This window comes from Leifsonia poae, assembly GCF_050632865.1.
Taxonomy (GTDB): domain Bacteria; phylum Actinomycetota; class Actinomycetes; order Actinomycetales; family Microbacteriaceae; genus Leifsonia; species Leifsonia poae_B.
The window spans coordinates 162,646-173,908 of record NZ_JBODSA010000002.1; the positions used below are offsets into that span (position 1 = coordinate 162,646).

Below are 11,263 nucleotides of genomic sequence, written 5' to 3' on the forward strand. Positions count from 1 at the left end.
GGGGTCAGGCACGCGCCACGATGTGGAAGACGTGCCAGTGCTTCGGTCCCTCGAACGACATCCCTCGGCGGTCGTCCTCGACCAGCTGGAGCACGTCCATCCCGGCGAGCATCCCTTCGACCTGGGCGCGGTCGTGGAAGCTCATGTGCGCTCGCCCCGCCCACTCGTCGTGCGGCCCGAACAGCTCCCCGGCGAAGAGGCCTCCGGGGCGCAGCGCCTCTCGCAGGTCCGCCCACAGGTAGGGGAAGTGGCTCTCGTCGCAGAAGGGCAGCGCGTATCCCGCGTAGACGAGGTCGGCCGCGGGCAGCTCGCCCAGCTGCTCGAACGGCGCCCGGCGCACGGTGACGCGCTCGGACGGGTCGGGCGACATCCCGGCCCGGACGCGCTCCTCCACCCCCGGGTCGGAGTCGATCGCCAGCACCCGCCAGCCGTGTTCGGCGAGGTGCCGGGTCTCGACTCCGTCGCCGCAGCCGAGGTCGATCGCCTCGCCCGGGTCGCCGTCCCACGCGGCGAGCGCGCTCTGGAACGTGGGCCGCACGCCGCGTCCGCCCTGCTCCTCGTAGAACTGCGACCAGTCGAACGCCATGGGGCCGAGCCTACACACGCTCCGGATACCCGCACTGGCTAAGATCGGGCGGGTGCAGACCGCGCCTCCGCCTCCCCGTGTCGCGGTGCTCGGCCCGGTGCTCGTGGAGGACCGGACCGGCGCCCTGACCGAGCCTGCGGGCGCCCTGGGCAAGAGCCTGATCGTCGCGCTGGTGCTGGCCCGCGGGGCTGCGAGCGTGCCCTCTCTGATCGAGGATCTGTGGGACGACGCCCCGCCGCGGCAGGAGCGCGCCGCCCTGCAGACACTCGTGTCGCGGGTGCGGACGACGAGCGCCGACGGCCTGCTCGAGTCGACCCCGAGCGGTTACGCCCTCGCCGTTCCGCACGAGGAGACCGACCTCGGCCGGGCACGCCAGGCGCTCGCGCGGGCGACGGCCGCGCTCGAGGCCGGCGAGGCCGCGTCGGCGGAGGGACAGGCGACGGCCGCACTGGCACTGTGGCGGGGTGAGCCCGGCGCCGAGCTCGGCGGATCGCCCCTCGGCGACGAGCTCGGCCGCACGGCGGCGTCCCTGCGCGACGATTTGCTCCTCACCCGTGCCCGCGCGCGACGCGCGACCGGAGACCACGCCGGCGCGCTGGCCGACCTGCTGCCGCTGATCGAGCAGCGCCCGCTCGACGAGACGCTGCGGCTGGAGCAGTTGCGCACCCTCGCTGCGGCCGGCCGCCGCAGCGAGGCACTGCTCGCCTTCGCCGACCTGAAGGAGGCTCTGCTCGACCGGCTGGGGACGCGTCCCGGCCCCGAGCTGGTCGCCCTCAACGCCCAGCTCCTCGCCGACGACGAGGAGGAGCGCCCCGTCGCGCCGCGCCGCATCCGCATCGGCCTGCGCACGGCGCCCAACGCCCTGGTCGGCCGCGAGTACGACCTGGAGGCGGTCGAGGATCTGGTGGCGACCTCCCGGCTCACGACCATCCTCGGCGCCGGCGGCCTGGGCAAGACCCGGCTGGCGCAGGAGGTCGGCAACCGCGCCGTGCACACCCCCGCGGTGATCGTGGTGGAGCTGGCGAGTGTCCGGTCGGGCGAGGACGTCGAGCTCGCGTTCGCGTCCACGCTCGGCATCCGGGAGGCCCGCGCGACCCGGCCTGCCGATCCCGGTGCGGCACTCGACCTGCGCTCGCGCATCCTGGGCCTGCTCAGCGAGCGCGAGACCCTGCTGATCGTCGACAACTGCGAGCACATCGTGGATGCGGCGGCCGCGTACGTGCAGGACATCCTGGACTCGACGACGACCGTGCGGGTGCTGGCGACGAGCCGCGCGCCGCTTTCGATCGGCGCCGAGCGCGTCTACCCTCTCGACTCGCTGAAGAGCACCGACGGACAGGGCGACGGCGACCCCGACTACGGCCCGGCCGTCGCGCTGTTCGTCGAGCGCGCCCGCGCCGCGCGCCCCGGCGCCGTGCTCCCCCTCGACGTCGTCGCCCGGCTCTGCGACCGCCTGGACGGCCTCCCGCTCGCGATCGAGCTGGCCGCCGCTCGCACGCGGTCGCTGTCCGTGGACGAGATCGAACGACGCCTCGGCAACCGCTTCGCGCTGCTGACCGGCGGCGAGCGCACCGCGCCCGAACGCCACCGCACGCTGCTCGCGGTGATCGAGTGGAGCTGGAACCTCCTCACCGGCTCCGAGCAGGCGCTGCTGCGGCGGCTGTCGCGGTTCCCGGACGGCTTCAGCACGCAGGCCGCCGAGGCGGTCGCCGGCTCGGGTGCGCCGACCGTGCTCGACAACCTCGACGCGCTGGTCGCGCAGTCGCTCGTGACCGTGACGGAGGACCGCGCCACGGGCATCCTGCGCTACCGGATGCTCGAGACCGTGCGGGAGTTCGGCGACCGCGAGCTCGAAGCGGCCGGCGAGGGCGATGCCGTCGTCGCCGGGATGGACGCCTGGGCGGTGGCCTTCTGCACCGACGCGATGGGCAGGATGTCGGGCCGGGATCAGGTGCGCACGTTCCAGCGCGTCACGGCCGAGCAGGACAACCTGGTCGCGGTCCTGCGGTCGGCCCTCGAGGGCGAGCGTCGCGACACCGTGGCCTTCGTCTTCGCCACGCTCGCGTACTACTGGTCGCTGCGCAGCGCCCACTCGGAGGTGCTGGGGTTCGGCAGGGCCGCCCTCGCGGTCCTGGGCGACGGGGAGACGCCGGACGAGGTGCGCGACGCGTTCGCCGCATGCTTCACTCTGATCGGCGGAACGTTCCTCTTCGTCGACCTCCGCACCTCCGCGCGCGCCATCTCCCGCCTGCGCCGGCTGCGGCGCGAGCGCCCGTTCGGCGACGGGCGGCTGGATGCGATGGCCGCACTGCTCCTCGCGGCCGGCAAGGTGGAGACGGGCATGGCGCTGCTCACCGAGTACGCGGAGTCCGACGACCCGGCGAGCGCCGCGATGGGCAACCTCCTGCTGGCGCAGCTGCGCGAGAACGCGGGCGAGCTGGACGCCGCGCTCGCGTCGGCCCAGCGGGCGTGGGAGGCGGCGCAGCTCGTCGGCGACGCGTGGTCGCTCGCCTCGGCGGCGCAGTCGATCGCGCAGTCGCACAGCGAGCTCGCGCATCCGGCGGAAGCGCTGGAGTGGGGACAGCGCGCCTACGACCAGATGGAGCTGCTGCGCGCCGACGGCGACCTCCGGCAGCTCGACTGGCTCATCGCCATCAACGCGATCGCCATCGGCGACACCGAGCGCGGGCGGAGGCTGCTGGAGCGCTACCTGGCGGCGGAGGTGGACCGCACCGGCTTCGACTACTCCGACTACTACGCGATCGGGTTCGCCGGGATGGCCGAGATCGCGCGTGCCGAGGGTGACGCTGCCGAGGCGGTCCGGCTGTACGGGGAAGCGCTGAACGCGGCGTCGGACACGCCGGACACCCGGGCGAGCGCGCTGAGCCCGTGGTTGATCATGCTCGGGGCTGCTGGGCTGATCACCCGGCTGCGCGTGCAGGCGGAGGAGCCCGGCGTGACCGAACCGGCGGAGACGGATGCGGCGGCGGTGGCGCTGCGCACGCGCATCCTGGTCACGGCGAGACTCAACCCGCCGTCGCTCGACCAGCCGGTGATGGGTTCGGGCTTCGTCGGGCTGGCTGCGTGGATGCTCGACCCGGCCATCGCGGAGCGGCGCACCGGCGAGGACCGGGAGCGCTGGCTCACGGCGGGGTTCACGCTGTTCGCCCTGGCCGAGCGGGCCAACTCGCGGCAGGACGTCGCCAGCCTGCACCGCGACCAGCTGGAGGCGCGCTTCGTGGCCGACCACGGCGAGGCGGCTCTCGCGGCGGCACGCGCCGGAGTGGGCGACGCCTCCCCCGCGGATGCCGTCCGCCGCGGGCTCGAGCTGCTGTCCGCGCTGCGTCTTTAGCAACTTCTGTTGACAAACCAGATTAAGCAACTATTGTTGCTTACATGAACCCCACCACGCCGTTCCCCGACCCCGTCGGCGGCGTCGCCGACGGCCTCGCCGCCGTCGTCGCCCTCCGCGAGCTCGCCGACCGCCTCGAAGACGCCGAGGTCGAACGCGCCCTCCGCGAGGGCTGGACCTGGACGCAGATCGCCGACGCCCTCGGTGTGACCCGGCAGGCCGTCCACAAGAAGCACCTCCGCCGTGTGGCCGCCGCCGGCGTCGAACTGAGGAGACGCAATGTCTGACATCCCCGCTGGAAGCAGCCAGAACCTCCCGGGCCAGCCGCTGTCGCGTGCGCTGCGACCCGTCATCATCCGGTCGGTCGTCGAGGCGCAGCAGCGCAACGCCCCGGCCGTCGAGGCCGAGCACCTGCTGCTCGCCCTGTCCCGCGACGGCAGCCCCGCCGTCCGCGGCGCTCTCGCCGACGCCGGGCTGAGCCCCGACGGCGTCGAGGCCGCCCTCACCGCCGAGCGCACCGCGAGCCTGGCGGTCGCCGGCGTCACCGCACCCGCGGCGGAACGCCTCGCCGCCGCACCCCGGGTGTCCCGCCCGCGCTGGGGAGCGTCCGCCCGGGAAGCGCTCGTCCGCGCCCACCGCGTCTCCTCCGCCCACCACCGCCAGAGGATGGCGGAACTGGACCTGCTCGCCGCCCTCCTCGGACTCGAACTCGGCACGGTCCCGCGTGCGCTCACGCTCGCCGGCATCGACCGCCAGAGCCTGCTCGACTCCGCCCGCCGCGCCGCCTGAGCGCTCCTCTCACACGCCCTTACATCCACCCCTCCGCCGTGTAAGCGGCACGTAAGGGCGATGTAAGCGCGCCCGCACATCATCGGAGCATCACCATTCCCACCAGGAAAGGAACACCATGACTCGAAGCTCGGAGTGGGCCGTCGAAGCCCACGGGCTCGTCAAGACCTTCGGCGACAACCGCGCGGTCGACGGCGTCGACCTCACCGTGCGCGCCGGCGCCGTCTACGGCGTCCTCGGCCCGAACGGGGCCGGCAAGACCACCACCATCTCCATGCTCGCCACCCTGCTGAAGCCGGACGCGGGCGAGGCCTTCATCTTCGGCCACGACATCCGCCGCGAGCAGCAGGTCGTCCGCCAGCTCATCGGCGTGACCGCCCAGTTCGCCTCCGTCGACGAGACCCTGTCGGCGAACGAGAACCTGATGATCTTCTCGCGCCTCCTCGGCCTGTCCGGCCGGGAAGCCCGCGCCAAGACCGCGGAACTGCTCGAAGAGTTCGGGCTGACGGACGCCGCCAAGCGCCCGCTGAAGAAGTTCTCCGGCGGCATGCGCCGCCGGCTCGACCTCGCGGCCAGCCTCATCGCGCAGCCACCGCTGATCTTCCTCGACGAGCCCACCACCGGCCTCGACCCGCGCACCCGCGCGCAGATGTGGGACACCATCCGACGCCTGGTCTCCACCGGGTCCACGGTGCTGCTCACCACGCAGTACCTCGACGAGGCGGACCAGCTGGCCGACCGGATCGCAGTCATCGACCGCGGCCGCGTGGTGGCCGAAGGCACCGCCGACGAGCTCAAGGCGTCGGTCGGCGAGTCGTCGCTGCAGCTGCGGCTGGCCGACCCCGCCGACATCGAGGACGCGCGCCGCGCCATCCAGACCGTGCTCGGTGTGGATGCGGTCGTCTCCCCGAAGGCTCCCGCATCACCGCTCCCATGCGGGATGCGGACGCCGTCACCGACCTCTTCGTGACGTTCCGCGAGGCCGGCATCCACCTGCAGGAGATGTCCGTGCAGAAGCCCACGCTCGACGAGGTGTTCCTCACCCTCACCGGGCACGGCGTCACCGACGAAGACGCCGACTCGTCCGCCGAAGAAGAAGAGAAGGTCGACGCATGACCGCCATCACCACGATCACCCCGCCCTCGGAGCGGAACCTCAAGAACCACGTCAGCGTCCGCCAGACCCTCGCGAACACCCTGACCATGGCGCGTCGCGGCCTGCTCAAGGTGCGACGCACGCCCGAGCAACTGTTCGACGTGACCCTGCAGCCGGTCATCTTCACCGTCATGTTCGCCTGGCTGTTCGGCGGCGCGATCGCGGGGAGTGTGGATGCGTACCTCCCGCAGCTGATCCCCGGCATCCTCGTCCAGACCGTGATCACGGCGTCCGTCGTCACCGGCGTCCAGCTCCGCGAGGACATGGACAAGGGCGTGTTCGACCGCTTCAAGTCGCTGCCGATCGCCCGGATCGCCCCGCTGTCCGGCGCCCTGCTCGCCGACACGCTGCGCTACGCGATCGCGACCACCATCACCTTCCTGGTGGGCTTCGCGATGGGTTACCGGCCGGGCGCCGGTTACGGCTTCGCCGCGCTCGGCGGCCTGCTCGTGGTGGTCTGCGCGTGGGCCATCAGCTGGATCTTCGCCTTCTTCGGGGTGATCGCACGGACCGCTGGATCGGTGCAGGGCATCTCGTTCCTCATCCTGTTCCCGCTCACGTTCTTCTCGAACGCCTTCGTCTCGCCGAGCACCCTCCCGGCGTGGCTGGAGTGGTTCGTGAACATCAACCCGGTGTCGCACCTCGTGACCGCGGTGCGCGACCTGGCCAACAACGGCACCTTCGGCGCCGACGGCTGGATCGCCCTCCTCGGGGCGGCCGTGATCGTCGCGGTGTTCGCACCGCTCACCGTGCGGGCGTACATGCGGAAGGCCTGACCGGGTCCCCGGTCACCAGGCGGCGGCCGTCGCGTCCTGCGGAGGGATGCGGCGGCCGCTTCCGCGTGCGGCCGCGCTTGCGCTTGCGTCGGATCTTCGGTGCGGTCGCGGCCGATTCTCCTGCAGGACTGCTGATCGTCGGAGATTCGGCACACGAGTTCCGACTTCCCCCACCGGGCACCACCGACACCTCCCTCTACGCACGATCGGTGCGCGAATGCGCGGGCCGACGCCCGAATCCCGCGCGTCAGGCGACATACACTGGAGGATGTGACAGCGTACGTCTCGGCCTTCGACCTGTTCTCGATCGGCATCGGCCCCTCGAGCTCTCACACCGTCGGACCGCTCCGGGCCGCTGCCGCCTTCGCCGCCCGCCTCGACGCCGAGGGCATGCTCGACCGGGTCGACCAGGTGACCTGCACGCTCTACGGTTCGCTCGGCTCCACGGGCATCGGACATGGGACGCCGGACGCGGTGATCGCCGGCCTGCGCGGCCTGCAGCCCGAGACCTGCCGCCCGGAGGACGTCCGGGGCGCGTGGTCCGACCTCCAGGCCGGCGCGACCCTCCTGCTCGCCGGGCGCCGCGCCATCCCGCTCTCGAAGGACGACATCGACTTCGAGCCGCGCACCCGCCTCCCCGGACACCCCAACGCACTCACCCTCCGCGCCTGGGGCCGCGACGAGGCCGGGCAGCGCTCGCCGCTCCCCCTGCTGGAGGAGACGTACTACTCCATCGGCGGCGGTTTCATCCGCCGCGACGGCGAAGAGGCGCAGCTCGCCGCGCAGCAGCGTCATCCCCTCCCCTATGCCAGCGCGGAGGAACTGCTGGCGATCTGCGAGCGCGACGGGATCCCGATCTGCGAGGTCGCCCGCCGCAACGAGGTCGCCCTGCATGGCGAGGACGCCGTGCGCGAACGCCTCGACCTCATCTGGGAGGCCATGGCCGAGTGCGTGTCCCGCGGGCTGGCCGGCGACGGCACCCTGCCGGGAGGGCTCGGCGTCCGTCGCCGCGCCGCAGCGATGCGTGAGCACCTGGAGTCGGTGCAGGACGACCCGGGACGCGCGACCGCGCTGGAGTGGCTGCACGCCTTCGCGCTCGCCGTCAACGAGGAGAACGCGTCCGGCGGCCGCGTCGTCACCGCCCCGACGAACGGCGCCGCCGGCATCGTGCCCGCCGTCGCCCACTACTACCTGCGGTTCGTTCCGGGCTCGTCCGCCGAGGGCATCCGCCAGTATCTGCTGACGGCGACGGCGATCGGCTCGCTGTTCAAGGCCAACGCCTCCATCTCCGGCGCCGAGGGCGGCTGCCAGGCCGAGGTCGGCTCCGCGTGTGCCATGGCCGCGGGCGCGCTGTGCGCCGTGCTCGGCGGCACGCCGCGTCAGGTCGAGAACGCGGCGGAGATCGCGATGGAGCACCACCTCGGACTCACCTGCGACCCGGTCGGCGGCCTCGTGCAGATACCGTGCATCGAGCGGAACGCGATCGCGTCGTCGACGGCCGTCTCCGCGGCCCGGCTGGCGCTGCACGGCGACGGCCGCCACCTCGTCTCGCTCGACACCGTCATCGAGACCATGCGGCAGACCGGGCTGGACATGTCCACCAAGTACAAGGAGACGAGCGAGGGCGGCCTCGCGGTCAACGTCATCGAGTGCTGACGGGCCGCGTCACGTCCCGGTGCGGCGCGACGGGTTACGGCGCGTTGCGGGCGTCGTATCCAGCGTCGGAGGTCGTGGCTAGCGTGATCGGGTGACCATCACCGACCGCACCAGCACCCCGACCTCTGAGCCGGTGGACGCGCCCGCTGGGCCAGCCGCCTCTACGGCCGCGCCCGCTGGGCCAGCCACGCTCGACGGCCCGGCCGCCGCGCTCGCCGCCGCCCTCGACGGGCCGCTCGTCTCGACGCAGTGGCTCGCGGACCACCTCGGCGCCGACGGGCTCGTCGTGGTCGACGCCTCAGTCGTGCCGTCGCAGGGCGCAGACGGACGGCCGTCGTACCTCAGCGGGCGCGACCGCTTCCTCCGCGATGGTCACGTCCCCGGGTCCGTCTTCGCCGACCTGCTGGAGGCGTTCAGCGACCCGGCCGGGCGCTTCCCGTTCACGCGGCCCGAGGCGGCGCCGTTCGAGGCGGCGGTCGCCGAGCTCGGCATCGGCGCGGACACCACCGTCGTGATCGCGGACACCGCCGTCGGGCAGTGGGCCGCCCGGCTGTGGTACCTGTTCCGGTCGTTCGGGCACGACCGGGTCGCCGTGCTCGACGGCGGAGTGAACGCCTGGCGCGCCGAGGGGCGCCCGGTAGAGCAGCGCCCCGTGACCGTCCCGTCCGCGGGTGCAGCCTCGCCGCTGGTCGCGCGGCCCCGCACGGGCTTCTGGGTCTCGACGGAAGAGGTGGCCGAGATCGTCGCGGGCACGCGACCCGGGGCGCTCGTCTGCGGCACGCCTCCGCGCGACTTCGCCGCAGGTCACATCCCGGGAAGCCTGAGCGCACCCGCCGTGCGCCTGGTCGACCGCGAGACGAACACGCTGCTGCCGGAGCGTGAGTTGCGGGCGCTGTTCGCCGACGTGCTCGACGCTCCCGGCCCCATCGTCGTCTACTGCGGTGCCGGCATCGCGGCCGCGTCGGACGCCTTGGCGCTCGGACTCCTCGGGCGGCACGATGTGCTGCTGTACGACGGCTCGCTCTCCGAGTGGGCCGCCGACCCGGCCGCACCTCTGGCCTCCGCGGCCTGAGCGGTCGCGCACCTTTCCTAGCTCGCTCCGAGCGTCGCACCCTAGGCTGCGATCATGACCGTGATGGACATCCCCTTCGAGACCATCGACGGCGAGCAGACCGCTCTCTCCGCGTACGCGGGCAAGGTCATCCTCGTCGTCAACGTCGCCTCCCGCTGCGGGCTCGCGCCGCAGTACGAGAAGCTCGAGAAGTTGCAGGAGACCTACGGCGACCGCGGGTTCACCGTGATCGGCTTCCCGAGCAACCAGTTCCTGCAGGAGCTGAGCACGACCGACGCCATCAAGGAGTACTGCTCCACGACGTGGGGCGTCACCTTCCCGATGGCCGAGAAGGTGAAGCTGAACGGCCGCAACGCGCACCCGCTGTACCAGGAGCTGACGAAGCACCCCGACGCGGAGGGCAAGGCCGGCCGCGTCAAGTGGAACTTCGAGAAGTTCGTCATCACGCCCGACGGCGCGATCCACCGCTTCCGCCCGCAGACCGAGCCGGATGACCCGGCCATCGTCGAGCTGATCGAGGAGTCGCTGGCCGAGGCTGCGTGACCGGCCGGGCTCGTCAGGCGCGCCGGAACCAGCGGCCGCCGACACGCTCGGTGAGCCTCCACGCGCCGGTGTCGGCGAGGGTCTGCACGTGCGCCACGGTGTGCTCCGCGACGCGGAGTGCGAGGCGGACGTTGTCCTCCATGAACCGCACGGTGATGCGGGCCTCGCCGGCCACGACGTCCACGCTGCTCGCCTCCACGACGGCCAGTTCGCGGGCGGCGTCGGCGGCGGCGGGTTCGACGGAGCGCGGGTCGACGCCCGGACGCAGCCGCCCGACGGCGAGGATCACGCGGAAGGAGGGCACCCGCTGAGCCTACGCGCGTCGATGACGCGGATCGGACCGGTCGGGCGTACGCTGACCCGACCAGAGAAGCACGATCGGGGGATCGGAAGGAGTGCGCTGGTGCACGACACGAACACGGAAGAGATCGAGCAGACGCGGCCGGACGACGACCTGGACGCCGCGGAGCTCGCCGAACTGGAGAACCTGCTGATCGAGCGGCGCCACGGTGATGTCGCCGAGTCGCAGCGGATGGCCGAATCGCTCGGGGTGCTGCTGTCGTCGCGGTCGGAGTCGACGGCGGACGACGAGCACGATCCGGAGGGTCCGACGCTGTCGTCGGAGTGGAGCCGCCTGCAAGCGCTGCGGTCGGACGCCGCCCACGACATCGTGGCCGTAGACGCCGCGCTCGAACGGATCCAACGCGGGACCTACGGCGTCTGCGCCCGCTGCGGGCGATCCATCGGCGTCGACCGGCTCCGTGCCCGGCCCACCGCCGAGCTGTGCATCCGGTGCGCGATCGCGGTGGAGTCGTAGGGGCGCCGCCCGCCCGCTGCGGAGTGCCGGCGTGAGCGAGCCGCGCGCGCGGTGACACGCCGGGTGCGGCTTGTGGTCGCGGCGCGCAGCCGCGGTGGCAGCCGTCCCGGTCCGCGTCAAGACGGCGTGCGGGCGAGGTACACGGCCTCCGTGCGCGTCGACGCGCCGACCTTGCGCAGGATGCTCGACACGTGCACGCTCGCGGTCTTGGCGCTGATGTAGAGGCGTTCGCCGATCTGCTTGTTGCTCAGGCCCTGCTCGATGAGGGCGAGGACCTGCTCCTCGCGCTCGGTCAGCGGTGCGCCCTGGGCCGTCGCTGCGGGCGCGGCGCGGCCGGGCTGCCCGGCGAGCGCGTCGGCGGCTTCGACGAGCAGGCGGATGCCGTGCTCGGCGGCGAGCGCGCGGCCCTCCGCCACGAGGGCGTCGGCGCGTGAGCGCTCGCCCGCGGCGAAGGCGACACGCGCGCCGCGCAGGAGGGCGTACGGGCGCAGGTGGACGGGCGCGACGGAAAGCTCGC

At 72.9% G+C, this 11,263-nt stretch carries 11 protein-coding genes and 1 pseudogene; 9 read left to right on the forward strand and 3 right to left on the reverse strand.

Annotation, left to right across the window (positions count from 1 at the left end):
- Window positions 1–4 precede the first annotated feature (4 nt).
- Window positions 5–586 (reverse strand): class I SAM-dependent methyltransferase, encoded by a 582-nt coding sequence (locus ACRAWB_RS07980; RefSeq protein WP_431352859.1) that lies wholly within the window; start codon window positions 584–586, stop codon window positions 5–7.
- Between the two features lie 52 nt (window positions 587–638).
- Between ACRAWB_RS07980 and ACRAWB_RS07985 the strand changes: the two genes are divergently transcribed.
- From ACRAWB_RS07985 to ACRAWB_RS08020, 8 genes and pseudogenes are all read left to right on the forward strand, one after another.
- A complete protein-coding gene (locus ACRAWB_RS07985) occupies window positions 639–3,938 on the forward strand; it encodes an ATP-binding protein (RefSeq protein ID WP_431352860.1) in 3,300 nt (1,099 codons plus the stop codon).
- A 44-nt stretch (window positions 3,939–3,982) separates the two neighbouring features.
- Window positions 3,983–4,225 (forward strand): helix-turn-helix domain-containing protein, encoded by a 243-nt coding sequence (locus ACRAWB_RS07990; protein ID WP_064109530.1) that lies wholly within the window; start codon window positions 3,983–3,985, stop codon window positions 4,223–4,225.
- The gene (locus tag ACRAWB_RS07995; protein ID WP_431352861.1) at window positions 4,218–4,727 is read left to right on the forward strand and encodes a Clp protease N-terminal domain-containing protein; all 510 of its coding nucleotides are present in this window, start codon (window positions 4,218–4,220) and stop codon (window positions 4,725–4,727) included. The genes ACRAWB_RS07990 and ACRAWB_RS07995 overlap by 8 nt, the downstream gene beginning before the upstream one ends.
- A 118-nt stretch (window positions 4,728–4,845) precedes the next feature.
- Window positions 4,846–5,843, forward strand: a pseudogene (locus ACRAWB_RS08000) (ATP-binding cassette domain-containing protein).
- Window positions 5,840–6,658: an ABC transporter permease gene (locus ACRAWB_RS08005; RefSeq protein WP_363805062.1), complete on the forward strand. Its 819-nt coding sequence runs from the start codon at window positions 5,840–5,842 to the stop codon at window positions 6,656–6,658. Before ACRAWB_RS08000 ends, ACRAWB_RS08005 begins: the two are co-directional and overlap by 4 nt.
- A 270-nt stretch (window positions 6,659–6,928) precedes the next feature.
- Entirely contained in the window at window positions 6,929–8,314 is a 1,386-nt protein-coding gene (locus tag ACRAWB_RS08010; protein WP_431352862.1) for an L-serine ammonia-lyase, read from the forward strand.
- A 91-nt stretch (window positions 8,315–8,405) separates the two neighbouring features.
- Window positions 8,406–9,386 carry a sulfurtransferase gene (locus ACRAWB_RS08015; protein WP_431352863.1) on the forward strand — a complete coding sequence of 327 codons (981 nt, stop codon included), beginning with the start codon at window positions 8,406–8,408 and terminating at the stop codon, window positions 9,384–9,386.
- Between the two features lie 54 nt (window positions 9,387–9,440).
- Window positions 9,441–9,929 carry a glutathione peroxidase gene (locus ACRAWB_RS08020; protein ID WP_431352864.1) on the forward strand — a complete coding sequence of 163 codons (489 nt, stop codon included), beginning with the start codon at window positions 9,441–9,443 and terminating at the stop codon, window positions 9,927–9,929.
- 13 nt (window positions 9,930–9,942) lie between these two features.
- Here ACRAWB_RS08020 and ACRAWB_RS08025 read toward each other — a convergent pair whose 3' ends face one another.
- The gene (locus ACRAWB_RS08025; RefSeq protein WP_431352865.1) at window positions 9,943–10,233 is read right to left on the reverse strand and encodes a hypothetical protein; all 291 of its coding nucleotides are present in this window, start codon (window positions 10,231–10,233) and stop codon (window positions 9,943–9,945) included.
- 99 nt (window positions 10,234–10,332) lie between these two features.
- On the opposite strand from ACRAWB_RS08025, the gene ACRAWB_RS08030 reads away from it, so the two are divergent.
- A complete protein-coding gene (locus tag ACRAWB_RS08030) occupies window positions 10,333–10,746 on the forward strand; it encodes a TraR/DksA family transcriptional regulator (RefSeq protein WP_431352866.1) in 414 nt (137 codons plus the stop codon).
- A gap of 116 nt (window positions 10,747–10,862) precedes the next feature.
- Here the strand turns inward: ACRAWB_RS08030 and ACRAWB_RS08035 are convergent, their stop codons facing one another.
- Window positions 10,863–11,162: a helix-turn-helix domain-containing protein gene (locus tag ACRAWB_RS08035; protein ID WP_431352867.1), complete on the reverse strand. Its 300-nt coding sequence runs from the start codon at window positions 11,160–11,162 to the stop codon at window positions 10,863–10,865.
- Window positions 11,163–11,263 lie beyond the last annotated feature (101 nt).

What these genes read in the sequence shown, in the direction of transcription:
- ACRAWB_RS08020 (WP_431352864.1), top strand. Translation starts at nt 9,441, where the DNA reads ATGACCGTGATGGACATCCCCTTCGAGACCATCGACGGCGAGCAGACC.
- ACRAWB_RS08005 (WP_363805062.1), top strand. Translation starts at nt 5,840, where the DNA reads ATGACCGCCATCACCACGATCACCCCGCCCTCGGAGCGGAACCTCAAG.
- ACRAWB_RS07995 (WP_431352861.1), top strand. Translation starts at nt 4,218, where the DNA reads ATGTCTGACATCCCCGCTGGAAGCAGCCAGAACCTCCCGGGCCAGCCG.
- ACRAWB_RS07990 (WP_064109530.1), top strand. Translation starts at nt 3,983, where the DNA reads ATGAACCCCACCACGCCGTTCCCCGACCCCGTCGGCGGCGTCGCCGAC.
- ACRAWB_RS07980 (WP_431352859.1), bottom strand. Translation starts at nt 586, where the DNA reads ATGGCGTTCGACTGGTCGCAGTTCTACGAGGAGCAGGGCGGACGCGGC.